Below are 24,373 nucleotides of genomic sequence, written 5' to 3' on the forward strand. Positions count from 1 at the left end.
GCTGAATTGACCCTCGATCGCTTAGCGCCAGATATTGAATCTGGAAGTATTGCTTCCTGGTGGAAGTTTGCGCATGGAGCGCCAAGGTGACATGAGATCGCTGACGTGAGGGACCGCCGCTCGCACCACTCGGCGTGCGATCCTTGCGACTGACTGGGCCTTCCGTAGTTGCCTCGGTCGATCGCTCACCCGCCAGATGAGGCTGCTCCTGTGCGTCAGTCGTAAAGCGTCTTCATTGCGATCGAAAGATGGGAAGTCGTCATGACCCAGCAAATGCACCGGAAAATCACGGAACCTGGGCGCGAGGAAATGGTGGCACAGGTTCGTGAAAACCTGAAGGAATCAGGAATCGACTCCTTCGACGCGATGGTGGAACGGTTGGCTGAAACCGCACCTCGAATCACACGCGAAGATCACCTCATGATGATCGGTCACGTCGAAGGTGACGCTCAGTTGCCCCCGAGGCCACACCGGACGCCCGAGATGACGGTAGTGATCGACGGCGAGACGAACGAGCCCGAAACGGTCCATGAATTCGATGGACAAGCGCTCTACTCGACACCAGGCCTCGATGGGAAGGGAAACGAAGTTCTCTACATGTTCACCTCGCTAGAGGGGATCAGGGACCACCTTGTCGCTGCTGCACGCCTCAGCGATATCGGCACGTCCAACCCGGACTCGCTCTCGGTCGACTCGCACTACTACGAGAACGACGACCTCGGTGGAGACTGGTTGCAGAATGGTCCTGGAAGGGGGTGGAGTAACCTCAGGAAAGTGCCCCGTGGATTCCTCGGCCTGGGGGACTGGAATGATATCATTTCGTCAGTCGACTGGTGTCGATGGCACATAACGCTGTTCGACAGGCCTGACTGGGGTGGCTCGCGGCTCGAACTGCCAGCTGGTCGCACACGCTACCATCTGAGCAATTTCGGATGGAATGACTGCGTCTCTGGAACCGTGAACTGGGGGAGACGCTTCTGAATTCATCGTGGGCGACGACCTGCGGGTATGTGACCGCACCGTTGCTGTCCCCTGGCCCAATGAGGCAGCGGGATGTCGGCCGTGGCGGACTTAGGCGACGCGCAGGCCCAGGGGCCACCCCGGGGACCGCCCGGGGTGGCCCCTCCCCGTGTGAACGCGCACAGGACGCGCGCCGAGATGCGACGGTGCCCGGCGCGGCGCGCCATGGGCGGTGCGCGTGTCCGGAGCCGACCGTGCACTGCTGGGGGGACCGGGGGCACACCCGTTCACGTACGGAGAAAGCGGGAGACCCATGAAGAAATCCCTGGTGGCCGCACTCGCCACCGCCACGATCGCCGTCCCGCTGGCCGCTCCGGCGACGCCCGCGACCGCCGCTTCGGCCTTCTGCAACCAGACGACCCCGAGCACCTCGCTCGCCGCCTACAACAAGGACACCGGAGCCGTCGGCACCGGCACCCTGTCGGCCGGGCACTGGACGTACGGGTCGAACATCAACGTCCCCGACGGGTACACGCACGGCGTCGCGAGCCGCGACTCGCTCCTGTTCTACAACGCCGGCACCGGGGCCGGCGAGAGCGGCACCTTCAGGAACGGCAAGTACAACCGCGTCCAGACCTACGACAACTTCTCCACGGGGTGGACCAACGTCGTGGCATCGGGCGACTCGGCCCTCTTCTACAACGCCGACAACGGCCAGGGCGGCACGGGCACCCTGCGCAACGGCCGGTACCACCACGTCCGCTCGTACGACAACTTCAGCACGGGCTGGGACTCCATCGCGGCCTCGTGCGACACGGCGGTCTTCACGAAGTCCGGCGAAGTCGGCTACGGCACCCTCAAGGACGGCGTCTACACGCACAAGAGCGTCAGGAACACCGCGGACGACCTCGGGACCCTGGTCGCCACCAAGGACACGGTCCTCGCCCTGGAGAACACCGGTTCACAACTCAAGTACCGCACCGCCCGGGCGACCGACGGCAAGGTCGGCGACTTCCGCGACATCGGCACCTCCGGCGTGTGGGAAGAGGAGGGCCGCACCGGGGACAGCCTGTTCTTCTACAAGACGGACGGCACCGCGTGGACCTCGAAGCTCAGCGGGAACTCCTACGCGAACGTCGGACCGCTCGCCAAGGTCTCCTCGGACTGGTCGTTCCTCGCGGGCGGTGTGTGACCCCCCCCGCACAGCCCCCGTGGGCGGCATTCACCCGGTTTCCGATTCCGAGGTGAACGCCGCCCTCCGTTCCTCCCGGAGCGAGCGCTGGAAGGCCGTCACCAGGGCCTGCACCACCATCGGCTGCATGCGGGCGGACAGCACCTTCATGGACTCCACCCACTCCGGATCGCTCTCGCCCCGCGTGAACGGCCCCCACACCTCGTCCCGGAACAGCGCCGTCAGCTCGTGCGCCGCCGTCCGCGCGTGCTCCAGCAGGATCCGCCGCGCCACCAGCAGCGTCTCGTGCGCGATCGGCACGTCGAGCAGCGCCACCCCCAGCCGCAGCAGGCCCAGGTCCACCCGGAAGCCCCCGGCGGTTTCGGACGGCGACAGCACGTTCATCGCCGCCAGCCGCTCCAGGTCCCCGTCCGACAGGCTCCGCCCGGCCCGCCGCTCCAGCTCCGCCCGCGCCACCTCCCGCGCCGCGTCCGGCGCCCAGGTCGCCACCAGCGCCCTGTGGATCGCCAGATCGTGCGCGCTCAGGTCGTCGGGGAGGGCGTCCAGGTAGCGCTGGATCGCCGACAGGGTCATGCCCTGGTGCTGGAGCTCCTCGATCAGCGCGAGCCGCGACAGGTGCTCCGGGCCGTAGTGCCCCACTTTGACTGACGCCCAGTGGGCGCGCATCGAGCCGTTGCTGCCGGACCGGACGCCGAAGCGGGGTGGGCGGTGGCGGGATCACCGGCAGGTGATCGACGCGATCGCGTTCAAGTACCGCACCGGGACACCGTGGATGGACCTGCAAGAGCACTTCGGCTCGTGGAAGGGCGCCCACAACCGCCTGCGGAAATGGGCCGCCGACGGCACCTGGGAGAGGGTCTTCACCGCCCTGCTCGCGCAGGCCGACGCCGAAGGCGATCTGGACTGGGTCGTCGCGTTCGACTCCACCATCGTACGGGCTCATCAGCACGCCGCCGGGGCACGTCAAAAGGGGCCCCGGCCGGCGAGCCGTCCGACCATGCCCTCGGACGGTCCCGCGGCGGACTGACCACGAAGATCCACCTCGCCGCCGACGGCCGATGCCGCCCGCTCGCGTTCGTCCTCACGCCCGGCCAGGCCGGTGACGCAAGCAGAAGGGCTACAACGCCTGAGCCAGCGGTAGCTCGCGGACCATGCAGTCGTACAACGGCGCGTCCTCCCACGGATGAGACACGCCGACCTTGCGGTATCCCCAGGCGACATAGGCGGACTTCGCGGGGCCGGCCTCCGGTTCGGGCCGCACTGTGAGAGTCACCCGCTCCGCGTCCAGGCCCTCAAGCAGCTGGGCGTGCAGGTCGCCGGCGATGCCGCGCCGCCTCCAAGGCTTGCGTACGGCCAGCTCGATGACGACGAAGGTCCGCCGGCCGTCCTCCCGTGTGAAGTCCTCCGGGAGCGTCACGTCCTGGAGGTTGTGCCACCACATGGTGTCGGCAGCCAGGTAGTAGCCGTACGTGAAGCCGATGACCTCCTCGCCCTCCCGGGCCAGGATCAGGCGCATGCCGGGGCGCCGTGCCTGCACCTGGTAGTGGTCGATGAACTCCGCGACGTCGCTGGGCCCCTCGCTGTACGGCGGCTCCTCGTACACCTCCTCGTAGGCGTGGAGGAACGCGTCGAGCCGGGCGGCGGCGTCCACGGTCTCGTGTCGTTCGTAGGTCACCTCGGTCATCAGGCCGCGTCCCTCTGCTCGACGTACTCGGTCAGCTGGTCGGAAGCGTCACGAGCGGTGACGGCGTCGACGTCGCGGAGGAGGCCGTTGACCTCCTTCAGGCGCCGGACCACGCGCTCGGACTCCACCTCTTCCAGGTGGTCGAGGCTCTCGACGGCCTGCGAAGCGGCCTCATCGACCTCCCCGGCCCTGATGAGGCTCCGCGCGAGGGTAAGCCGGTAGAGGGCGCGGTTGCGGCCGTACGTGCGGTCCTGGTGGTCGAGGGCTGCACGGAGGAACTGCACCGCCGAGTTGTGGTGGCCGGCGTCCGTGTAGAACAGCCCCTGGGCGAAGTCCAGTTCCGCGTGTCCGTGGAACGCCGCCCACTGCGGAGACGGCCGTCCTCGATCGCCGTGCTCGGCGAGCCTCAGCGACTGGGCGAGCAGCCGGTTCGCCTCGGTCCGGCTGCCCATGAGGGACAGGGCCCGTGCCTCCCGAGCGGCGAGAAGGGATTGCAGCATGGGCGACCCGTACCGGACGGCGCGCTCCTGTGCGGCGCGGGCGAGTTCGAGGCCCTGGCGGGGGCGCCCCTCGTGGCTGGCCTGCATGCTCAGCGAGGCAAGGACCATGATGGCGAGGTTGTCGTCGCCCAGGACGGTCGCGGCGGTGAGGGCTTCTCCCCAGTAGCGGCGGGCACGGTCATGGTCGTCGGCGTCGTAGTACAGCCAACCGCAGTGCTCTGCCGTTTCGCCGGCGAGGAGCTGAAGCTGTCGGCTGATCGTGTCCGGGAAGCTCGCCGTGTTGATGATGCGCTCGATCCGCTTCAGGTGCCGGTGGGCGAGCGAGCGGACGTCACCACCGCCGTAGGCGTCATCGAGTTGGTAGAGGGACCGGAGGCCTTCACGGAGTTCGATGACGTGGGCGGTGCCGATGGCACCCTTCGGACCGGCTGGCGTTCTTCTGGATGCCGATGAGGGGATGCCTGCCGTGGCGGCGACGCCGACGGTGTCCTTCACGAACGCCCGACGATTCACGCTATCGGGGCCTTCCTGTGCGGGGAGTAGTGCACTCCCCACGGTGGCACCTGGCGGGCGGGTTCGGAAACCCAGCTCGATGGGATCAAACCCAAACATGGTGTGGAGGACGCGCCACGCCTTCGCGCGGGGTGTCGGCGGAGGGGACTCTCGTCGCCACCTCCGGGCCTGTCGCTCCGTCACGGTGATGGGTTCGCCCAGGAGCTGGGCGGTCGCCTCGAACGCGTTCAGAAAGTCCGTGGGCTTCTTCAGCCCCGCCGCGATGCAGGCGTGTTCGAAGGCCGTCAGCTCAGCCACTTCGTTCCTCCGCGAATCCTGTCGTGTACCGACCGTAGCCGCTGCTGGCACATGGAACGTCCGGTCCTGCTGAAAGGTCCGGTGGAAAGTCCGGTCGGAGGTCCGGCGCCGTCGGTTGCACGGGAGTTGACTCGTGATGTGAGCGACCGCGGAGGAGGCCGGAGACCGTGAATAGCACGACCAGCCAGCACGAGACGATCACGGGCGCCGAACGCCTCTGCGGCGTCGAGGCGTGGCTCTTACTTGCCGCACCGGATGTGGCGCGGGCGCGCCAGGAGTGGGACGAGCAGGGGGACACCGTCCTGAAGTGCGGCGTCCTGTTCACCGCGATCCGGCTGCCCGGGGACCTCGTCCAGGCCGCCGCAGGAACGACTGATCCCGCCGGCATCGACGCCTTCCTCATCAAGGCCCTCGACGGAGGGCCGGTGTGCACGGGCGCCGGGCTGACGTACTACTACGCCCTCGTGGAAGGCGGCGCCTGCTACGAGTGGCGGGCCGCGGGTACCGAGTGCCTGCCCCGCCGGACGTACCTGGGCGTCCCCGCTGTGCAGCTGACCCAGTATCAGCCGGGGGCGGCGTACTGGCCGTCTCCGATGGACAGCCCCGGTGACCTCTGCGCTCTGGACAAGGTCCAGGCCCTGGTCGCTCTAGGCCAGGACCGGCTCCTGCAAGACGGGCCGCTTACGTGGACGGCGGACTCATGAACACCGTGGGGTCGGCGGGGGCACTCGAGGTGCAGTCTCGCGTGCTGCCGCGCACGGTGGACTCTTCCCCGGCCGCCCGTCTCTTCGTGCGGAAGGTGCTGAGGGACTGGGGCCTGGACGACGTTGAGGACGATGCCGGGCTGGTCGTGACGGAGCTGGTCACCAACGCCATCCAGCACACCAGCACGCCGACCGTCCGGGTCACCGTCCGCCGCATGTCTCCACAGCAGGTCAGGGTCACGGTCACGGACAAGGGCCGCGGCAGGGTGCCGAGGCTACGGCGGGCCGGGCCGTCGGACACCAGCGGACGCGGCCTGTTACTGGTCAGCGAGCTGTCGCACGCGTGGGGCTACTCCAAGGTGCCCTGGTCGAAATACGTATGGGCCGACCTGGTGGCGGGAGACGAGAAGTGAACGCGCCCGCGACGGCCCTGCCGATCATCACCCAGCTCAACCCTGGCCAGCAGATGGGCATCTGCTGCGCCCACTGCGGCCGGTACCTAGGCGCGAGCGGTCAACGGTGGGGCGAGGTCCGTACGAAGGTCGGCACCCGCACCTTCCTGTTCCTTCTCTGGATCTGCGACGCCTGCGCCCCTGACCAGGCCGTACCCGGCCGTCCTGCCCCGAAGGCGCAGAACCGGGCGCCGGACGGTACACAGGCCGCCCTGCCCGTCATTCACGAGCCGGTCCAGCTACGGGAACCAGGTCGGCCGTACACCGCGGGCACCATGCCCCAGCTCCCGATACAGGAGACCAGGAAGGAACAGGCCCAGTGACTGACGATGCCGCCACACCCGTGAACACTGATGCGATCAAGGAGGCGTACGACGTCGGCCTGTGCATCTTCGGCCGCCGCCTGCAGAAACGGTCCGAGGTGCTGGAGCTCCACGGCACGTTACGCGGGTACATCGGCATTCTGCTGCCCGAGGTGACGGCTCTCGTCCCGAAGATGCGCGGCAGCATGAGGCCGGTCGGTGTCCACGCGCTCGGCTACTTCTACCAGGTCCTGGAGGAACTCGACGCCAAGCCGCTGCCCGCCGAGGAGGAGGCGCCGCTGGCCGGGCGGGCGGCCATGCGGGACCGGGACGCCGTGTTCGAGCTGGCGTCGGTCTGCCGGTCGCTCCTGGCGCTGGTCACGCAGCCTGGTCCACTCGGCTCCCCGAAGGACGTCGATGAGATCGAGAAGGCGATCAAGCGGCGCGTGTGCGGGACCTGCTGGCAGCCCATCACCGACGGCGAGCCAACCGAGCGGAAAGCGTTCGCGAGCGACACCACGGGCGGCTTCAACGCCTCCGTCCACGCCATCCCGTGCACGCCTCGGAGGCCGCTGCTGATGCGCGTGCCACCGCAGCCCGAGCCCGCCTAGCGCGGGCCCCTGGCCCCCGCAGGAGCCGCGCCTCTCCTGCGGGGCGGTACGGCCCCGGTCGACCGCCTCCCCCGACGGCGATCTGGGGCCGTACCTCGGCGCGAACGGCCGGGCATGGCCGAAGTCTGTCGGCCCCGGCATCCCCCGTACAGCCGCCCTGCGACGGAGACGAAGAGCCCGGCGCCGGGCGGCCTTGTCGCCGCCCCGCCCTCGATCCAGCGGCCTCAGGCCGGGGCGGGGCGGCTCACCTCAACCCTGGACACCGGAGGTCTACATGACCGCACGACCGATCATCACTGACGCGCAGGCAGCGTCCTGCTACTTCCGGACGACCGTCGACGCCCCGTACCGGAAGGCTCTCGTCCAGATCTGCGAGCCGTGCAACGAGAAGTGCGCGCACTGCTTCGTCTCGGCGACCCGGCGCGGCGACTACATGCCGCTGGGGGACATCCAGGCCCGCCTGATCCCGCAGCTCGCCGAAGCACGCGTCAACCGCATCACGCTCACCGGCGGTGAGCCGTTCATGCACGCCGACCTCATCCAGATCACGCGCGAGTTCCGCAAGGCCGGGTTGGGCGTGGGTATCTGCACGAACGCCACGATGGTGACGGACCACCAGATCGAGGTCCTGGCCGAGCTCGGCGCGCACATGAACGTCTCCCTCGACGGGTTCGCCGCCGAGTCGCACGGCAAGTTCCGTGGCCGGCCCGAAGGATTCGACGAGACCGTGGCGACGGTCAAGAAGTTCGGCGAAGCGGGCATCATCCAGGGGCTGCTGTGCACCCCGAACAACCTGGCCAAGGACGAGGAGTACGCGCAGCTGTGCGCCTTCGCCCGGGACCACGGCGCGAAGTACGTCCTCATGAACCCGCTCGGCCCGATGGGCCGGGGCGCCAACTCCGAGCGCAAGCTGCGCCGGCCGGACGACCACATGCGGCACATCCGGGACCTGACGATGCCGTTCGACGGCGACCTGGACATGGTGCACATCCGGTTCCCCCACGACGAGAAGCCGCTGGCCGGCTGCGAGGCGGGCACCATCATCTACGTGTTCACGCAGGGCGAGGTGGCCGTCTGCCCGTACCTCGTATTCGCCGCCCGGACCCGGGTGTCGAAGCACCCGGACACCGACTTCATCATCGGCAACGTGTGGCACGACACCGACATCGCCGACCAGCTCGACGCATACCGCTTCCACGACCGGTGGCAGGTCGGAGCCAACGACACGTGCGGCAGCTGCGCACTCTCCTCCAGCTGCGGCAAGGGATGCCCGGCCGCCGTGGTCGCCGCCGGCCACCGGATCGGCGCCGTGGACAGCGAGCAGTGCCCCGTCGTACCCACGGCGAGCCGCGTCCTGCCCCTGGTGGATGTCTCGTGACCGGCCCCGGCGTGTTCGTCACGATCGAAGGGCCTGGAGGCGTCGGCAAGTCCACGGTGACGGCCGCGGTGGCCGCCGTGCTCCGCGAGCAGTACGGCGTCCAGGTGTGCGCGACCCGCGAGCCCACCGACACACCTCTCGGGACGATCGCCCGCCAGGGAACCGACCTCTACCGCGGGCACGCGATGGCCCACCTCATCGCCGCCGACCGCTACCAGCACCTCGACGAGCAGATCCGGCCGGCTCTCGGGCGCGGCGAGATCGTCGTCTGTGACCGGTACGTCGCCTCGTCCCTGGTCCTCCAGGTGATGGACGGCGTCGACCAGGCCGACGTGTGGCAGATGAACGCGGCAGCCGACCGGCCGGACCTGACCGTGTTCCTGACCGCACACCCCGACGTGATCGCCAACCGCCTCGCCCTGCGCGGCGCACACAGCCGGTACGAGCGACTGCCCGGCGGAACCCATATCGAGCACGGGCTGTTCGCCGAAGCCGCTAAGTTCCTCGCAGACATCGGCGTGACGGTCGTGGAGCTGGACGCAACCGCCACCGACCCCGACACGCTCGCCCGGCACATCGCGGGCGACATCCTGACCATGCGGAGCCACAAGCCTCATGCCCCTCGACGTGCTGACGTTCAACCTCAACAACCCCTCGCGGGAGCGAGCGGAGCGACAGCTCTCGTACCTGGCCGCCCGGCCGGAGCAGGTGTTCGTGCTGACGGAGACGGCGGCTAGCGCGGGCTGCGAGTTCCTCGTCCAGCGGTTCAGGGACGCCGGCTACGACGTCCGTTTCCCGGTGCCGCAGCGCGGTGAGCGCGGCGTGATGTTCGTCAGCCGTCTCGCGCTTCACCCCGGCGGCGTCTCGTTCGGCTACCTCCCGCACCGGGCGGTCGCCGCCTGCGTCGAGACGGAGACCGGCCCGGTCGAGATCCTCGGGCTCTACGTCCCTTCCCGCGATGCGACGGCGGTCAAGACGGAGCGCAAGACGAGGTTCCTCCAGGAGGCATCCCACGCGATCCCTCAGGCCCGGCAGACGGACGCCCGGATCGTCCTGGGGGACTTCAACATCCTGGAGCCCGACCACGAGCCCGCCTACCGGTTCTTCCAGCCGTTCGAATACGCCTTCTACGAGTGGCTCGGCCGCAACGGCTACCACGACGCCTTCCGGCACCTGCACCCGTACGCCGCCGAATACTCCTGGGTCGGGCGGACCGGCGACGGCTACCGCTACGACCACGCCCACGTCTCCGCACGCCTCGCTGACGCCCTGAGCGGCTGCCTGTACATCCACGAGCCGCGCACGATGACGGACCGGCTCACCGACCATTCCGGGCTGGCAGTACGCCTCGACCTGGTCCCGGCCGAGCCCCTGCCGGTGCGGGTCCCCGGCAGCGTTGCCGAGCCGGCGCTGTTCTGACCGACAGTCACCACCCCGAGGAAGGACACCATGGAGAACTGGGAACAGATCCGCCGTCTCGTCGGCTGGCTCGACGAGCAGAGCCCCGTCACGGGCGACATGGCCAAGGTGATGCGGGTCCTCAAGGTCAGCGAGGAGACCGGCGAAGTCGCCGAGGCCCTGCACGGCGTGATGGGCGCGAACCCCAGGAAGGGCCACAGCCACACCTGGGACGACGTCCACAAGGAACTCGTGGACGTCGCGATCACCGCCCTGATCGCGCTTCAGACCCTCACGCCCGACGCGGAGAAGCTGTTCGACGAGCGGCTCCAGCACATCAGCGCCCGCTCGCTGGGCTGACCCGTAGTTCCGGACGGATGTCCCCTGGCCTGGGCGTCTATCGGTTACAGGCAGTAACGCGATGTTTGGCGTAGATCATCACATTCGGTGCTTGCGTCTCGGCGTCCCACGGCAAAATGTGTGATCCGATTCGAATGAGCCCACCGCGCCCCGCGTGCGGTGTACCGGCCCTAGATCCCTCGCTCCGCAAGCAGGTTTCCAGGGCTGGCGTGACGGGCCCGGCAGACCTACTGCCGGGCCCGTTGTCGTCTTCTGGCCCCGATGCCCGGTTGGATGCACCTCTTGAAAACCGGCCCGTGTGCAGCGGGTTCGATGGGGGGGGGAATGCTCAGGCCGGAGGTCCCCGCGGGGCGGAGAGGGAGAGGGCGCTCCCGGGCCGCTTCAGGCAGTACAGGGTGCGCGGCGAGTGGTTCGAGTTCCCCGGCAGCGCAGATCCGGTCATGATCGTCTCGCGGGCAGCCGGGGGCTGCCGCCGTCCTCGCCATCGCGTCGTAGCAGGTCGTGGGGGCGTGTTACCGGTGTTATCGCGATCGGCAGCACGAGCGGGCAAATCCGCGTCGATCCGGGCTGATTCGGGGTGGTCCGGAGGGGGAGCCGCAGGTCAGAGCCCTGACCTGCGGCTTTGTGTTCACCGCATCGGGTTCAAGTCCGGTTCCGGGCACTTCCCGCGCCCTCTCGGGGGCGACGGCGGCTCGTCCCTCGGAGCGTCGGCTCATCCCTCGTAGACGGTCAGGACCGCGCCGTCCACCTCGATACGGCGGCCCGCGCGCATGCCGTTGCGGCGCAGCGTGCGCAGGCACTCCTCGAAGAGGGGGAGTTCGCCGGCGTCCAGGATGGCGGCGGCCAGGTCCAGGAGCTCGGTGACCGAGGCGTCGGTCAGCACCTCGGGCAGTTCCCCGGACAGCAGGACGACGGACTCGCCGTCGGGTTTCCGGACCACGGCCGTCGCCGGTCCGCCGTGCACGAACAACACATGTCCCCCTGAGAGCCCGTGGTCGTGCGGCTCTCGCGTCCCGGGCAGGACGAGAGACTAGCCCTGGATCTTCACGGTTTCGTGCGGAGTTGGATTCTTTTTCCGACTTGACGGAAGAGCGTCCGAGAGCGTTCGGGGAGCGGTCCGCCGACGGTCCCCCGACGGATCGGAGGTAGTCCGGAGGTGGCCCGGTGGCGGACCGGTGGCGATCCGGGGGCGGTCACTGCTCCTTGGCCGGCCTGGAGGAGCGGTCCAGCAGCGACTCGACCAGAGCGGTGACATGGCGGCGGTCGTCCGCAGACAGCTTCTGGACGCTCGCGATGAGCAGCGCGACCTCGGGGTCGGCGGCGGCGCCGTTCGCGCCGGCGTCCGGCGAGGTGTCGTACACGTGGATCCCGCACGCCTCGGCGGCGGCCCGGCGGACGCTCTCCAGCGGGAGCTCCAGCCCCTTGGCCAGGCCCTCCAGGGTCGTCGTCTGGGGCATGCGGACCACCCGCTCGGCGGTGGCCAGGTGGTGGACGGTGGAGCGGGGGATGCCGCCGCGCCGCGCCACGTCACCGTAGGACCAGCCCTTGCGGTCGAGGTGCTCACGGATCAACTGCTGCAGTGCGTTGGCCACTGAGTCACTTCCTGCTCGCCGCCTGCGGAGTCCGCCATGTCGCGCCGATTCTACGGTCGCCGCCGCGATCGGCCGAGAGGGTGATTTCCCGAACGGGTTGCGCGGGGGGTCTCCGAGGGCCTAGTGTCCAATCTCGTTGGACAGCTCGTCCGGCCAGATTGGACAGAGTCGGGGGGGAACCTGACTCGGTCCGATCGGAAATGTCTATCCCCGAGGGGGAAGCGATCATGATGGACGCCCATGAGCTCGAGGCCGAGTCCGCGGAGCTGCTGCCGGGTCGTGAGGCCCTGGGCCGGCTGAAGTTCGGCTTCGGCAAGACGGTCAACGTCACCAAGCACGTCGCGAACATCAGCGCCCACAACGAGTCCGCCGCGCTGAACGACCACTCCTCGTGGTCGGTGGCCGACTCCGGCGCCGCCCAGACCATCAGCGTCACCCAGTAACACCGCCCCGGCGCACGGCGCCGGTGCCGCTCTCGACCTCATCGCGCACGAAACGAAAGGACATCCGTCATGAGCATGGACATGAACGAGCTGGAGAACGAGTCCGCCGAGCTGCTGCCGGGCCGTGAGGCCCTCGGCCGGCTGAAGTTCAGCTTCGGCAAGACCGTCAACGTCACCAAGCACATCGCCAACATCGACGCGTCCAACCAGTCCGCCGCCCTGAACGACCACTCGGCGTGGTCGTCCGCCACCTCGCAGGCCGCGCAGACGATCAGCGTCACCCAGTAGTCCCCGGGAGCGTCACCGCCGTCGCCCCGGCGGTGGCGCTCGCGGCCGGTGCCGGACAGGCGCCAAGGGGGGAACTGCATGCGGGATCCGGGGGGAGACCACACATGACGGTGCTCGGAGACGGGACCGCCGCACTGTACGACACGGGCCCGGTGCCCGGACCCGGCGGCTGGCCGGTCACCTACGAGCAGGTCGCGACGGGCAACCTGCCGGTGGTCGACCCGCCGTCGCCGGTCCCGCGGCTGAGCGCGGGACTGCGGCTGCACGGCGAGTACCAGGGGTCGGGATTCACCGAGCCCAAGTACATCGCCCGTCGGGGGGACGGGCAGGTCGTGCAGCTGTCCAGGCTGCTGTACCTGGTGGCGTCGTCGGTCGACGGCGTCCGCGATGCCGAGGCCATCGCCCACCGGGTCAGCGCCCGCTTCGGCCGCGAGGTCAGCGGGGAGAACATCCGCTACCTCGTCGAGAAGAAGCTCGAACCGCTGGGCGTGACGGTCCCGGAGGGCCAGGAGGACGACGAGGTCGACGCCCCGCGCTCCGACCTGCTGCTCGCCCTCAAGGGCCACCGGGTGATCTTCAACGAGCGGCGGACGGCGAAGATCGCCCGTTCGCTGGCCTGGCTGCACCGACCGGTGGTGGTGGCACTGGCGCTGGCCGCGGCCGTCGGCATGGACGTCTGGCTGTTCGGGTTCTTCGGGGCGATAGAACCCGTCCTGGAGGTGCTCGACCAGCCGGTCCTGATCCTGGTCGTCTTCGTCCTCACCGTGGCCTCCCTCGTCTTCCACGAGTTCGGCCACGCCTCCGCGTGCAGATACGGCGGAGCCCGCCCCGGCTGTATCGGGTGCGGGCTCTTCCTCATCTGGCCCTCGATGTACACCGACGTCACCGACGTCTACCGGATCGGCCGGGCCGGCCGGCTCCGCACCGACCTCGGCGGCGTCTACTTCAACATCGTCTTCATGCTGGCCATGGCCGGCGCCTACTTCGCCACCGGGGCGCAGTTCTTCCTGGCCACGGTCTACCTCGGGCACTTCGAGATCCTGGAACAGCTGATGCCGGCCGTACGGCTGGACGGCTACTACATCCTCGGCGACCTGGCCGGGGTCCCGGACCTGTACGGCAAGATCAAGCCGATCCTGCTGGCCCTGGTGCCGGGGCGGCGGGGGGACAAGGCCCGCGAGGAGGTCGCCGGGCTGAAGAAGTCGGCGCGCGCCATCGTCGCCACCTGGGTGCTGACGATGGTCCCGCTGATCATCGGCGAACTCGGGTACGCGCTGTGGAACCTGCCGCGGATCCTCACCACCATGACCCGCTCCCTGACCGAGCAACTCGTGGGCACCGGCTCGGCGTTCGTGGACGGGAAGATCGTCGAGGGGCTGGTCGGGACCATCGGCAGCGTGATGCTGCTGTGCCCGATGGCCGGTGTCGTCTATCTGTCCGTGAAGATCGGCGGGCGGCTCTTCCGGGCCGCGAAACGCACCACGGCGGGCCGGCCGAGGCTGCGGCTCGCGGTCTGCGCGCTCGCCCTCGCCGGGCTCACCGCTCTCAGCTACGCCTGGGTCTCCGGGGTGACGCCGAAGCCGCTGCCCAAGCAGCCGCCGATCGCGCCGATCCTCCAGCCGGGGGTGCCGACCGAGGCACCGCCGGCCCGGCAGGCCACGACCCCGGACCGTCCGACGGACTCCGGTAGCCCGTCGGACCCGGCGGCCGGTGCGACGGCCGCCTCGGCCGGGGCGAGCGCCGGCCCCTCGCCGACGGAGTCCTCGCGCCGGGCGTCCGCCTCGGCGTCGCCGTCCGCCTCGGTGCCCGGCGGCCCCGGCGGCGGTACCTCCAGGTCGCCGGTGCCGTCCGGCGGGGGAACGGTCGCCGATCCGGTGCCCTCGCCGTCCGACGGGACCGGCACGACGGAGCCCGCGCCGTCGCCCTCGCCGTCGGTGAGCGCCCCGGAGTCCCCGACGCCCAGCCCGTCCCCGCCGCCGGCCAGCGACTCGCCGAGCCCCCCGGCCCCGGCCACGTCCTGACGAGCGGCACCGGGCCGTCGTACGGCCATCGTGCGGGCCGGTCCGCCGGCCACCACCACGCGGCCGGCCGTCGTACGGCCACCGAACCACCCACCGCAGAAGCACTGGAGCATCCATGAGCAGTCACCGAAAACCACGCACCACCTCAGGTCCGCTCACCCGGCGGGCCGTCCGGATCGGCCTGTTCGCCGCCGGGGTCGCCGGGGCGGCCACGGCCCTGCCGGCACAGGCGGCCACCGCCGTGCCGCATGCCGCGGTCGCCTCCGACCATGTCTTCAGCCACGCCGACCGCGGGCACCACACCCAGGTCCGTGACTCGTTCACGGTCCGTCAGTTCGGCAAGGTCAGCGCCGCCGCGGTACGCAACCAGGCCAACGCCGTCTCGGCCGGCTGCTCGGCCGACGACCACTGCCGTTCGGTCGCGCTGTCCTTCCAAATCGTCACGGTCGCCGGGGAGCACGCGCGGCTGAACGCGGTGAACCTCAGCGACGCCGCCAACAAGGAGTGCACGGGCTGCCAGACCCTGGCCGGTGCCTACCAGTTCGTGGTCTCCACGCCCAACCCGCTGCTCCTCGACGCCACCGCGCGGGGCAAGCTCGCCGACATCCACCGCCGGCTCGACGAACTGACCCGCTCCACCCTGCCGGCCGCCGACCTGCGCACGCAGGCCGACGGGCTCGCCGCCGAGGTCACCACCGTCCTGCACGACGCGGTCGCGAGCGCCCCGAAGGGCGACCCGCGCACCGACGTCACCCTGCACCGCCACCTGGACGGCTGGCCGGGCCGCTGATCCCCGCCCCGCCGCTCCGCGCACCGGCCGCCCGGCCCACCACCGCCTCCGGCGGGCCGGGCGGCCGGTCGTGTTGCACCGGCGGACCTCGGGCGCGTCCATTGACAGGGGGTACCTCCGGACGGAGACTCGGGAAGGAAGTGAAGGAAAGTTCACCAGGCGAACGCGAGTGAAGTGAACGCCGGAGTCCCCGCAGCGGGCGACGACGCCCCGTCCACGGAAGGAACGACCGATGCGCACCACCGTCGGCATCATCGGAGCCGGACCCGCCGGGCTCCTGCTCGCCCGGCTGCTGCACAACGCCGGCATCGACTCGGTCGTCCTGGAGAGCCGCGACCGCTCCTACGTGGAACACCGCCAGCGCGCCGGGATCCTGGAGCAGGGCACGGTGGACGTGCTGCGCGCGGCCGGCGCCGGGGAGCGCATGGACCGCGAGGGCCTGCGCCACGACGGCATCGAGCTGCGGTTCGCGACCCAGCGCCACCGCGTGGACTTCCCCGGGCTCACCGGCGGGCGGTCCGTGACGGTCTACGCCCAGACCGAGGTCTGCAAGGACCTCATCGCCCTCCAGCTCAAGGAGGGCGGCCCGCTGCTCTTCGAGGCGGAGGCGCTGGCGGTGGCGGGCGCCGAGGGCGAGCGGCCGCGGGTGCGGTTCCGGCACGAGGGGCGCGAGGACGTACTGGAGTGCGCGTACGTCGTCGGCTGCGACGGCTTCTGGGGGGTGGCCCGCAGCGTGTTCCCCGAGTCCCTCTCCCGGGTCTTCGAGCGCACCTACCCCTACGCCTGGCTGGGCATCCTCGCCGACGTCGCCCCCTCCCACGATGAACTGGTCTACGCCCGCCACGACCGGGGCTTCGCCCTCCTGTCCATGCGCTCCCCGTCCGTCTCCCGCCTCTACCTCCAGGTCCCGGCCGGCACGGACGCCGAGGACTGGACCGACGAGGCGATCTGGGACGAGCTGGAGCGGCGTTTCGAGACCGACGACGACTGGCGCCTCGCGCGCGGCCCGATCACCCAGAAGTCGGTCACGCCCATGCGGTCGTACGTCCATGAGCCCATGCGGCACGGCCGGGTCTTCCTCGCCGGGGACGCCGCCCACATCGTGCCGCCGACCGGCGCCAAGGGGCTGAACCTCGCCGTCGGCGACGTCGTCACCCTCGCCCGCGCCCTCGCCCACGAGCAGGAGACGGGTTCCCCCGAGCTCCTGGAGACCTACTCGGCGACCTGCCTGCGCCGGGTCTGGCAGGCCGAGCGGTTCTCCTACGACATGACCACCCTGCTCCACCGCGGTCCCGAGGACACCCCCTTCGAGGCCCGGCTCCAGCTGGCCCGGCTCGGCCGGATCGCCTCCTGCCGGGCGGCCGAGACCGACCTGGCGGAGGCGTACACGGGCTTCCCCCTGGACGCCTGAGGCATCTGCGGCCGGTTCCTGTCGTGTAGCGGCTTGGTCATGGAATGAAGCCCTCCATGGCCGGGAATCAGGGGTCCGCGTAGCGTGTTGCGCAGCACGGCGAGGGAAAGATCCTCCTGAGGTACGAGGGTCATTCTTTTACCAATCCATTACTCTTGACGCCAAGGCCACGCACCGTGGCCATGGAGGAGCGAAATGAGGAGCAGTAACCCGGTCTTCTCGCGACGGGGGTTCAGCCGCGACAACGGCTACGCGGGCTTCAACACCGCGCCGCAGGCCGGGTACGCACAGGGCAACCCGTACGCGCAGAACCCCTACGCGAACAACCCCTACGCCCAGCAGGACGTCCAGCAGGGCGCCCCGCCACAGGCCCCGGCCACCACCGGCCGCATGACCATGGACGACGTGGTCCTGCGCTCGGCGATGACGCTGGGCACGGTCGCCGTCGGCGCGGCCCTCGCCTGGGCCCTGCTGCCGGTCTCCAGCACCAGCTACGGCCTGGCCTTCGGCTCCGCGATCGTGGCGATGGTCCTGGCGCTGATCCAGAGCTTCAAGCGCACCCCGGTGCCCGCGCTGATCCTGGGCTACGCCGCCTTCGAGGGCGTCTTCCTCGGCGTGATCAGCGAGATGTACAACAGCCAGTGGAGCGGCGCCCCGTTCCAGGCGGTGCTCGGCACCATGGCGGTCACGGCCGCGACCTTGCTGGTCTACAAGGCCGGCTGGATCCGCGTCACCGCCCGCTACGCCCGCATCGGCATGGCCATCGCCATCGCCTTCGTGCTGGTCATGGCGGTCAACCTGCTGCTGGTCGCGTTCGGTGTCGCCGACAACGGCGGACTGCGCAGCTTCGGCCCGCTCGGCGCGATCGTCGGCATCATCGCGATCCTGCTCGGCGCGTTCTTCCTGACCCTCGACTTCAAGCAGATCGAGGACGGCATCGCGTACGGCGCCCCGAAGAACGAGGCCTGGCTGGCCGCGTTCGGCCTCACCCTGACGCTGGTGTGGATCTACGTCGAGATGCTGCGCCTGGTGGCGATCTTCAGCAGTAACGACTAGCGGTACGAACTTCTCTCGCAAGAGAGCCGAGAAGGGCCCCGGAGCACCACCCCCGGGGCCCTTCGTCGTCTGTGCGCGCCTAGAGAAGTTTGCGCGCGGCCCTCCTCATGTCGTACTCGTGGATCAACGCCTTCGCGTGGCCGTACGCGAGATTGTGCTCGTGGCGGAGCCAGCTGACCTTCTCCTCGAAGCGGAAGAGGGACGGGCCTTCGGCGACGGTACGCAGCCAGTCGGACACTTCACGACCGGTGCAGTGGGGGATGCGGGCGAGCATGTTGCGATGGGTCTCCTCGGAGAAGACTTGGGACATCGGCGCCTCCGGTGCGCAAAGGGGGGTTGTAGCCGGTCCTTCACGTCACCGTGCCTGAGTGTTGGCGTGTTGGCAACAGTCGGGACAGGACAGCCGACATCAGGCGTTACGCTCACGGCGTGGTTGATACGACGCCTCTTACCCGTGCCGTGGAGCACTTCGCCGACAAGTTGAGGGCGGCGCCGCAGAGTCGGTTGCAGAGGGGGGCGGCCGCGGAGGCGCTGTCGCTGGCCAGGCAGTTGGCCAACTGGGCGCAGGATGTCGAGGAGCCGGGCGGCGAGGCCCGGGAGATGCCGGACGCGGGGATGTTCGCGGTCGCCGACCAAATCACCGTGGCCGGGAACGACTTGGCGGTGGTCCTGGAGAGCGACGCGGAAGTGGGGGACGCGGTGCGCCTGGTGGAGGAGGCGCAGAAGAGGGCGGGGGTGTGAGGGCCGGGGGTGCGTGGTCGGGTGCGGGTGCGCGGGGGTTGCTCGCGCAGTTCCCCGCGCCCCTGAAGGGGCGCTCGCGGCAACGGCCTGCTTCTAGGGGCGCGGGGAACTGCGCGACCAGCCACGACGGTCTTGCACCCGACCACGCACCCTCAATGGCTCACAGCGACGCTATGACCCGGTCCGCCAGGATGTACACGTTCTCCTCGCCGCACGCGAACGTCAGCGTGTAGGCGCCGGAGATCCCCGACCCGCCCAGCAGGTACGGCGTCTCGCCCGCGCTCAGCGCCGCGGCCAGCCGTTCCGCCGTCTCCCGGTGCCCCGGCGTCATGCACAGCGTCGTACCGTCGGCGAAGACGTAGACGTCCAGCGTGCCCAGCGGCCCGGGGCGCACGTCGGCGAGCTCGACCCGGGACTCGGCCAGCTGCTCCAGCGTCGCGACCGTGCGCTCATGGTCGTTCACCACCGACGACTGCACCGGTACGAAGTCCGGATGGGACGGGTGACGGCGGCGGGCCGCCGCCAGCTCCGGGGACTCGGCGGGCGCGCTCCCGGCGAAGTCGTCGGCCTCCGTCGCCGGCTCGGCGACCGGCTCCAGGCCCACGAAGTCGCTCTGCCGGGGCAGGAACGGCTCACCGTCCGCCAGGCCCAGCAGCGACGGCGTGTCGGAGGCGTCACGCGCCTCCTGCGCGGCCCAGAAGGCCCGCGCCTCGGCCAGTTCCCGCTCCCGCTCCTCGGCGAGCGCCTCGGCCACGGCGGCCCGTATCTGCCCGGCGTCCGCATGGCTGCGGGCGGCCGGCAACAGGGCGCGCATCGCGGCGGCCTGGTTCTGGGCAAGCTGGGTGTGCAGCTCGGCGACCTGACGGCGCAGCTTCAGAACAGTGCGCAGGACAGCGACGCCCACGGCGCCCGTGGCGGCCGTGGTGAGCAGCAAGGCGATCGGCATGGCGCTCACTGACGTACTCCCGGTTCAAAGTCGACCCCCGACTTCCTACATCAGCTTGAAGGGTGGACTATCAAGCTGTCAGTGCGTAACATCACAAAACGGACAGGACTTTGACCCTCGGGTTTGCCGAGGCAGTCACGCTGACCTGCGCAGATGCCCTCACAGAGGGAGATAGGTCACATCCTGGGGGAGATTGGATCACAAATCGGCCCGGTGTTCGGAGTTTTCTCGAACACCGGGCCGTGGCGTCACGGTGGGTGCCGTGACGGTCACTCAGGGATCATTCAGGGCCGTACGGTTGCTCAGCTCAGGCGCTCGATGACCATCGCCATGCCCTGGCCGCCGCCGACGCACATCGTCTCCAGGCCGAACTGCTTGTCGTGGAACTGGAGGGAGTTGATCAGTGTGCCGGTGATGCGGGCGCCGGTCATGCCGAAGGGGTGGCCGACGGCGATGGCGCCGCCGTTCACGTTCAGCTTCTCCAGCGGGATGTTCAGGTCGCGGTAGGAGGGGATCACCTGGGCGGCGAACGCCTCGTTGATCTCGAACAGGTCGATGTCGTCGACGGTGAGACCGGCGCGGCTCAGGGCCTGCTTGCTCGCCTCCACCGGGCCGAGGCCCATGATCTCGGGAGAGAGGCCGGTGACGCCGGTCGACACGATCCGGGCGAGCGGGGTGAGGCCGAGCTCGCGGGCCTTGGTGTCGGACATGATGATCACGGCGGCGGCGCCGTCGTTCAGCGGGCAGCAGTTGCCGGCCGTGACCAGGCCGTCGGGGCGGAAGACCGGCTTCAGGCCTGCCACGCCCTCCAGGGTGACGCCGGCGCGCGGGCCGTCGTCCTTGCTGACGACCGTGCCGTCGGGGAGGGTCACCGGGGTGATCTCGCGCTCCCAGAAGCCGTTCTTGATGGCTTCCTCGGCGAGGTTCTGGGAGCGGACGCCGAACTCGTCCATGTCCTGGCGGGTGACGCCCTTGATGCGGGCCAGGTTCTCGGCGGTCTGGCCCATCGCGATGTACGGGTCGGGGACCAGGCCGTCCTCGCGCGGGTCGTGCCAGGTGGAGCCGGTGGACTGGGCGGTGGCGGTGGTACGGGCCTGGGCCTCGGCGAAGATCGGGTTGGTGGTGTCCGGGAGGCCGTCCGAGCTGCCCTTGGCGAAGCGGGAGACCGTCTCGACACCGGCCGAGATGAACACGTCGCCCTCGCCGGCCTTGATGGCGTGCAGCGCCATGCGGCTGGTCTGCAGGGACGAGGAACAGTAACGGGTGATCGTGGTGCCGGGCAGGTAGTCCATGCCCATCTGCACGGCGACGATCCGGCCGAGGTTGTAGCCCTGCTCGCCGCCGGGGAGGCCGCAGCCGAGCATCAGGTCGTCGATGTCCCTGGGGTCCAGCTCGGGGACCTTGGCGAGGGCGGCCTGGATGATCGTCGCGGTGAGGTCGTCGGGGCGCAGGTCCTTCAGGGAGCCCTTGACGGCACGGCCGATCGGGGAACGGGCGGTCGAGACGATGACGGCTTCGGGCATCTCACGGCTCCAGAGGGAAGGGGCGGCGCGTAGCGCCTCGTTGAGGGGTGGTGGTCGGGCGACGGGTGGGCGCGGGGACTGACAGGGCTGCTTGGGAAGTTACCCGCACGTATGTCGTTGGTCACCGGTGCCGGGGTGTGACACTGACCGCACTTTCTAAGCGCTTGCTTTTTCGGTGTCGAGGGGTGCGTGGGTCCGTGCGGGTGCGTGGGGGCTGGTCGCGCCCACGCGGCTGAGCCGCATATCGACTCAGCCCCGCGCCCCTTACGGGGCGTCTCACATGCAGGCCCGCAACAGGTTCCCCTCTGTCCTAGTCCGTCCTGCCCGCCCTCGACCTCGCCTCTTCGGACGCCGAGTCGGGTGGAAGGGCGGGCGGCTCGTCGACCTGGTGGCGCCGGCGGCGTTTCAGCAGGGCCCATGGGCCCCGCGGCCCCGTCGGCATCGCCGCCGTGACCTCCGTGCCGGGCTCGGCCGCCGCCTCCGCCGCCGCGCGAGCCACTGGGAGGAACCCCTCGCGGCGGGTGATGTCGGGGCGCTCCTCTTCCGCCGGCCACAGGCCGAGGGCGGCGCAGACCGTGGGGAGCACCGCCATCGCCGCGGTGGCGTAGCCCTCCGCCGAGGGGTGGTAGTTGTCGGGGCCGAAGAGCTCGCGGGGGTTCGCCGCGAACTCGGGGCCCAGCAGGTCGCCCAGCGACACCGTGCGGCCGCCCTGCTCCACCGCGCCGATCGTCTGGGCCGCTGCCAGCTGGCGCGACGCCCGCCGGGCCAGCCAGCGCAACGGCTGTCGTACCGGCTCGATCGTGCCCAGGTCGGGGCAGGTGCCGACCACGACCTCCGCGCCCGCCGTGCGCAGCCGGCGGACCGCTGCCGAGAGGTGGCGTACCGAGCGGGTCGGCGGCATGCGGCGGGTGACGTCGTTCGCGCCGATCATGATCACGCAGACGTCGGGGGGCGGCGAGGCCGAGCCCAGGACCAGCGCCACCTGGCGGTCCAGGTCGTCGGACTGGGCGCCGGGCCGGGCCACGTTGGTGAACTCGACCGGGCGTTCGGCGACCGCCGCGAGGCCCGACGCCAGCAGCGCGCCCGGCGTCTGTGCGGCCCGGTGCACCCCCTGCCCCGCCGCCGTGGAGTCGCCGAGCATCGTCAGGCGCAGCGGAGGCTCACCGGTGCCGTACGCGTCGCCGTAGCGGCCGTCCGCCATCGGCACCCGGCCGCCGCTGTTGCCGTTGTTCACCCGGGTCCTGGCCATCCGGACCTCGGCCAGCACCAGGCCCACCGCGGCCGCGCCGACCAGCCCGATCCCGCCTCCGCCGTACGCCGCCCCGGCCGCGATACGCCGGGCCACCCGCGCCCTCGACATGTTCGTCATGCGTCGCCGCCACCTCCTCGTTGCCGCTCATCCACTCCTTGCCCCGTACAGGCCGTGCGTCAATCTCAACGGGGAGTGAACCTCCGGAGCGGGCCTTAGGCTGGCCGCACCACCAGGACCACTTCTTTTGAAAGCAACCGGAGACAACGGTGCGATTCCACGACTCGATGATCAGCCTCGTCGGCAACACCCCGCTGCTGAGGCTCAACAGCGTCACCCAGGGCATCCAGGCCACCGTGCTCGCCAAGGTCGAGTACTTCAACCCGGGCGGTTCCGTGAAGGACCGCATCGCCCTGCGGATGATCGAGGCCGCCGAGAAGAGCGGGGAGCTTCGGCCCGGCGGCACCATCGTGGAGCCGACCAGCGGAAACACCGGGGTGGGCCTGGCGATCGTGGCCCAGCAGAAGGGGTACAAGTGCATCTTCGTGTGCCCCGACAAGGTCAGCACCGACAAGATCAACGTGCTGCGGGCGTACGGCGCCGAGGTGGTCGTCTGCCCCACCGCCGTCGATCCCGAGCACCCGGACTCGTACTACAACGTCTCCGACCGGCTCGTCCGGGAGACCCCCGGCGCCTGGAAGCCGGACCAGTACTCCAACCCGAACAACCCCCTGTCGCACTATCACTCGACCGGCCCCGAGCTGTGGGAGCAGACGGCGGGGAAGATCACCCATTTCGTGGCGGGCGTGGGCACCGGCGGCACCATCTCCGGCACCGGCCGCTATCTGAAGGACGCCAGCGACGGCCGGGTCCAGGTGATCGGCGCGGACCCGGAGGGCTCCGTGTACTCCGGCGGGTCGGGGCGGCCGTACCTCGTCGAGGGCGTCGGTGAGGACTTCTGGCCGACCGCCTACGACCGGACCGTCGCCGACGAGATCGTCGCCGTGTCCGACAAGGATTCCTTCCAGATGACGCGGCGGCTGGCCAAGGAGGAGGGCCTCCTGGTCGGCGGCTCCTGCGGGATGGCGGTCGTGGCCGCGCTGCGGGTGGCCGAGCGGCTCGGCCCGGACGACGTCGTCGTCGTCCTGCTGCCGGACAGCGGCCGCGGCTACCTCAGCAAGATCTTCAACGACGAGTGGATGGCCGACTACGGCTTCCTGGAGGACGAGGGTCCCAGCGCCCGCGTCGCCGACGTGCTCAGCGACAAGGCCGGCGGCTCCATCCCCTCCCTCGTCCACATGCACCCGGAGGAGACCGTCGGGGAGGCCATCGAGGTGCTGCGCGAGTACGGCGTCTCGCAGATGCCGGTCGTCAAGCCGGGCGCCGGGCACCCGGACGTGATGGCCGCCGAGGTCGTCGGCTCGGTCGTCGAACGGGAGCTGCTCGACGCGCTGTTCAGCAAGCGGGCCTCCCTGGAGGACCCGCTGGAGAAGCACATGAGCGCGCCGCTGCCGCAGGTCGGCTCCGGCGAGCCGGTCGGCGACCTGATGTCGGTGCTGGGCGCGGCGGACGCGGCGATCGTCCTCGTCGAGGGCAAGCCCAAGGGCGTCGTCAGCCGGCAGGACCTGCTGGCCTTTCTCGCCAAGGGCGGCAAGCACTAGCGAACGTCCGGTGAACTGCCCGTGACACCGGGGAACTTACGGTCTCCTGTCCAAGCGGTGGACTTCGCGGAAGTGGTACGAGCGTGTCACGTCCACGCAGCACACGCTTAACACGCGTCCGGCACATTAGTGGGTGTCGGCAGGGCGGGAGCGGCTCCCCGCCCCGGCCGACACCGAACGTCCAAGGACCTCCGGAGCGGCTCCCGGACCTCCATGGACGCTTGGACGTGAGACCCGGCCCTGACCCGGTCCATGTCCCTCGCGGGGACCGCCGTCGTCCCGCCCCCCGGTAACGGGGGTG

The 24,373-nt window shown here is 70.1% G+C and carries 27 protein-coding genes and 1 pseudogene; 19 read left to right on the plus strand and 9 right to left on the minus strand.

Features of this window, described 5'->3' with window-relative positions:
• The first annotated feature begins 261 nt into the window (after window positions 1–261).
• Together ACGFZQ_RS27565 and ACGFZQ_RS27570 are read left to right on the plus strand one after the other, a co-directional pair.
• On the plus strand, window positions 262–981 hold the full coding sequence (locus tag ACGFZQ_RS27565; protein WP_393842556.1) for a hypothetical protein: 720 nt from the start codon (window positions 262–264) through the stop codon (window positions 979–981).
• A gap of 292 nt (window positions 982–1,273) precedes the next feature.
• Entirely contained in the window at window positions 1,274–2,152 is an 879-nt protein-coding gene (locus tag ACGFZQ_RS27570; protein WP_393842557.1) for a hypothetical protein, read from the plus strand.
• A 30-nt stretch (window positions 2,153–2,182) separates the two neighbouring features.
• Here ACGFZQ_RS27570 and ACGFZQ_RS27575 read toward each other — a convergent pair.
• Window positions 2,183–2,794: pseudogene (locus tag ACGFZQ_RS27575) on the minus strand (MerR family transcriptional regulator); the annotation flags it as partial.
• 31 nt (window positions 2,795–2,825) lie between these two features.
• Here ACGFZQ_RS27575 and ACGFZQ_RS27580 point away from each other — a divergent pair.
• Window positions 2,826–3,179 carry a transposase gene (locus tag ACGFZQ_RS27580; RefSeq protein ID WP_393842794.1) on the plus strand — a complete coding sequence of 118 codons (354 nt, stop codon included), beginning with the start codon at window positions 2,826–2,828 and terminating at the stop codon, window positions 3,177–3,179.
• Between the two features lie 90 nt (window positions 3,180–3,269).
• Here ACGFZQ_RS27580 and ACGFZQ_RS27585 read toward each other — a convergent pair whose 3' ends face one another.
• Both ACGFZQ_RS27585 and ACGFZQ_RS27590 read right to left on the minus strand, forming a co-directional pair.
• Window positions 3,270–3,836 (minus strand): GNAT family N-acetyltransferase, encoded by a 567-nt coding sequence (locus ACGFZQ_RS27585; RefSeq protein WP_393842558.1) that lies wholly within the window; start codon window positions 3,834–3,836, stop codon window positions 3,270–3,272.
• A complete protein-coding gene (locus ACGFZQ_RS27590; RefSeq protein ID WP_393842559.1) occupies window positions 3,836–4,849 on the minus strand; it encodes a hypothetical protein in 1,014 nt (337 codons plus the stop codon). Before ACGFZQ_RS27590 ends, ACGFZQ_RS27585 begins: the two co-directional genes overlap by 1 nt.
• Before the next feature lie 464 nt (window positions 4,850–5,313).
• On the opposite strand from ACGFZQ_RS27590, the gene ACGFZQ_RS27595 reads away from it, so the two are divergent.
• From ACGFZQ_RS27595 to ACGFZQ_RS27630, 8 genes are all read left to right on the plus strand, one after another.
• Window positions 5,314–5,850, plus strand: coding sequence for a hypothetical protein (locus tag ACGFZQ_RS27595; RefSeq protein WP_393842560.1), 537 nt, complete (start codon window positions 5,314–5,316; stop codon window positions 5,848–5,850).
• 41 nt (window positions 5,851–5,891) lie between these two features.
• Window positions 5,892–6,263, plus strand: a complete 372-nt coding sequence (locus ACGFZQ_RS27600) for an ATP-binding protein (protein WP_393842561.1) — start codon at window positions 5,892–5,894, stop codon at window positions 6,261–6,263.
• On the plus strand, window positions 6,260–6,625 hold the full coding sequence (locus ACGFZQ_RS27605; protein WP_393842562.1) for a hypothetical protein: 366 nt from the start codon (window positions 6,260–6,262) through the stop codon (window positions 6,623–6,625). Before ACGFZQ_RS27600 ends, ACGFZQ_RS27605 begins: the two co-directional genes overlap by 4 nt.
• Window positions 6,622–7,215 (plus strand): hypothetical protein, encoded by a 594-nt coding sequence (locus ACGFZQ_RS27610; RefSeq protein ID WP_393842563.1) that lies wholly within the window; start codon window positions 6,622–6,624, stop codon window positions 7,213–7,215. Before ACGFZQ_RS27605 ends, ACGFZQ_RS27610 begins: the two co-directional genes overlap by 4 nt.
• 274 nt (window positions 7,216–7,489) lie before the next feature.
• Window positions 7,490–8,593 carry a radical SAM protein gene (locus ACGFZQ_RS27615; protein WP_393842564.1) on the plus strand — a complete coding sequence of 368 codons (1,104 nt, stop codon included), beginning with the start codon at window positions 7,490–7,492 and terminating at the stop codon, window positions 8,591–8,593.
• Window positions 8,590–9,330: a dTMP kinase gene (gene tmk / locus ACGFZQ_RS27620; protein ID WP_393842565.1), complete on the plus strand. Its 741-nt coding sequence runs from the start codon at window positions 8,590–8,592 to the stop codon at window positions 9,328–9,330. Before ACGFZQ_RS27615 ends, tmk begins: the two co-directional genes overlap by 4 nt.
• Window positions 9,221–10,012 carry an endonuclease/exonuclease/phosphatase family protein gene (locus ACGFZQ_RS27625; RefSeq protein ID WP_393842795.1) on the plus strand — a complete coding sequence of 264 codons (792 nt, stop codon included), beginning with the start codon at window positions 9,221–9,223 and terminating at the stop codon, window positions 10,010–10,012. The genes tmk and ACGFZQ_RS27625 overlap by 110 nt, the downstream gene beginning before the upstream one ends.
• A 30-nt stretch (window positions 10,013–10,042) precedes the next feature.
• On the plus strand, window positions 10,043–10,351 hold the full coding sequence (locus ACGFZQ_RS27630; protein WP_393842566.1) for a MazG-like family protein: 309 nt from the start codon (window positions 10,043–10,045) through the stop codon (window positions 10,349–10,351).
• 712 nt (window positions 10,352–11,063) lie between these two features.
• On the opposite strand, the gene ACGFZQ_RS27635 is transcribed toward ACGFZQ_RS27630, so the two are convergent.
• A complete protein-coding gene (locus ACGFZQ_RS27635; RefSeq protein ID WP_351738823.1) occupies window positions 11,064–11,324 on the minus strand; it encodes a hypothetical protein in 261 nt (86 codons plus the stop codon).
• A 220-nt stretch (window positions 11,325–11,544) separates the two neighbouring features.
• Window positions 11,545–11,943: a helix-turn-helix transcriptional regulator gene (locus tag ACGFZQ_RS27640; RefSeq protein ID WP_393842567.1), complete on the minus strand. Its 399-nt coding sequence runs from the start codon at window positions 11,941–11,943 to the stop codon at window positions 11,545–11,547.
• A 227-nt stretch (window positions 11,944–12,170) separates the two neighbouring features.
• On the opposite strand from ACGFZQ_RS27640, the gene ACGFZQ_RS27645 reads away from it, so the two are divergent.
• The 6 genes from ACGFZQ_RS27645 (at window position 12,171) to ACGFZQ_RS27670 (ending at window position 17,952) form a co-directional block, all read left to right on the plus strand.
• The gene (locus ACGFZQ_RS27645; RefSeq protein ID WP_207921928.1) at window positions 12,171–12,386 is read left to right on the plus strand and encodes a hypothetical protein; all 216 of its coding nucleotides are present in this window, start codon (window positions 12,171–12,173) and stop codon (window positions 12,384–12,386) included.
• 69 nt (window positions 12,387–12,455) lie between these two features.
• The gene (locus tag ACGFZQ_RS27650) at window positions 12,456–12,674 is read left to right on the plus strand and encodes a hypothetical protein (protein WP_351706552.1); all 219 of its coding nucleotides are present in this window, start codon (window positions 12,456–12,458) and stop codon (window positions 12,672–12,674) included.
• Window positions 12,675–12,778: 104 nt separating this feature from the next.
• The gene (locus ACGFZQ_RS27655) at window positions 12,779–14,695 is read left to right on the plus strand and encodes a hypothetical protein (RefSeq protein WP_393842568.1); all 1,917 of its coding nucleotides are present in this window, start codon (window positions 12,779–12,781) and stop codon (window positions 14,693–14,695) included.
• A gap of 115 nt (window positions 14,696–14,810) precedes the next feature.
• Window positions 14,811–15,485, plus strand: a complete 675-nt coding sequence (locus ACGFZQ_RS27660) for a hypothetical protein (RefSeq protein ID WP_393842569.1) — start codon at window positions 14,811–14,813, stop codon at window positions 15,483–15,485.
• Between the two features lie 232 nt (window positions 15,486–15,717).
• On the plus strand, window positions 15,718–16,896 hold the full coding sequence (locus ACGFZQ_RS27665; protein ID WP_393842570.1) for a 4-hydroxybenzoate 3-monooxygenase: 1,179 nt from the start codon (window positions 15,718–15,720) through the stop codon (window positions 16,894–16,896).
• A gap of 195 nt (window positions 16,897–17,091) precedes the next feature.
• Window positions 17,092–17,952, plus strand: coding sequence for a Bax inhibitor-1/YccA family protein (locus ACGFZQ_RS27670; protein ID WP_351738808.1), 861 nt, complete (start codon window positions 17,092–17,094; stop codon window positions 17,950–17,952).
• 79 nt (window positions 17,953–18,031) lie between these two features.
• On the opposite strand, the gene ACGFZQ_RS27675 is transcribed toward ACGFZQ_RS27670, so the two are convergent.
• Entirely contained in the window at window positions 18,032–18,262 is a 231-nt protein-coding gene (locus ACGFZQ_RS27675) for a DUF4287 domain-containing protein (protein WP_393842571.1), read from the minus strand.
• A gap of 119 nt (window positions 18,263–18,381) precedes the next feature.
• Between ACGFZQ_RS27675 and ACGFZQ_RS27680 the strand changes: the two genes are divergently transcribed.
• The gene (locus tag ACGFZQ_RS27680; RefSeq protein ID WP_351738805.1) at window positions 18,382–18,693 is read left to right on the plus strand and encodes a hypothetical protein; all 312 of its coding nucleotides are present in this window, start codon (window positions 18,382–18,384) and stop codon (window positions 18,691–18,693) included.
• Between the two features lie 160 nt (window positions 18,694–18,853).
• On the opposite strand, the gene ACGFZQ_RS27685 is transcribed toward ACGFZQ_RS27680, so the two are convergent.
• The 3 genes from ACGFZQ_RS27685 to ACGFZQ_RS27695 all read right to left on the minus strand — a co-directional run bounded on the left by ACGFZQ_RS27685 (window position 18,854) and on the right by ACGFZQ_RS27695 (window position 22,531).
• On the minus strand, window positions 18,854–19,648 hold the full coding sequence (locus ACGFZQ_RS27685) for a hypothetical protein (RefSeq protein WP_393842572.1): 795 nt from the start codon (window positions 19,646–19,648) through the stop codon (window positions 18,854–18,856).
• Between the two features lie 293 nt (window positions 19,649–19,941).
• Window positions 19,942–21,162 carry an acetyl-CoA C-acetyltransferase gene (locus tag ACGFZQ_RS27690; RefSeq protein WP_393842573.1) on the minus strand — a complete coding sequence of 407 codons (1,221 nt, stop codon included), beginning with the start codon at window positions 21,160–21,162 and terminating at the stop codon, window positions 19,942–19,944.
• A 310-nt stretch (window positions 21,163–21,472) separates the two neighbouring features.
• Window positions 21,473–22,531 (minus strand): SGNH/GDSL hydrolase family protein, encoded by a 1,059-nt coding sequence (locus tag ACGFZQ_RS27695; protein WP_393842574.1) that lies wholly within the window; start codon window positions 22,529–22,531, stop codon window positions 21,473–21,475.
• A 149-nt stretch (window positions 22,532–22,680) separates the two neighbouring features.
• On the opposite strand from ACGFZQ_RS27695, the gene ACGFZQ_RS27700 reads away from it, so the two are divergent.
• Window positions 22,681–24,072, plus strand: coding sequence for a cystathionine beta-synthase (locus tag ACGFZQ_RS27700; RefSeq protein WP_393842575.1), 1,392 nt, complete (start codon window positions 22,681–22,683; stop codon window positions 24,070–24,072).
• Window positions 24,073–24,373: the final 301 nt, after the last annotated feature.

It is taken from the genome of Streptomyces sp. NPDC048254 (genome assembly GCF_043201895.1).
Taxonomy (GTDB): Bacteria; Actinomycetota; Actinomycetes; order Streptomycetales; family Streptomycetaceae; genus Streptomyces.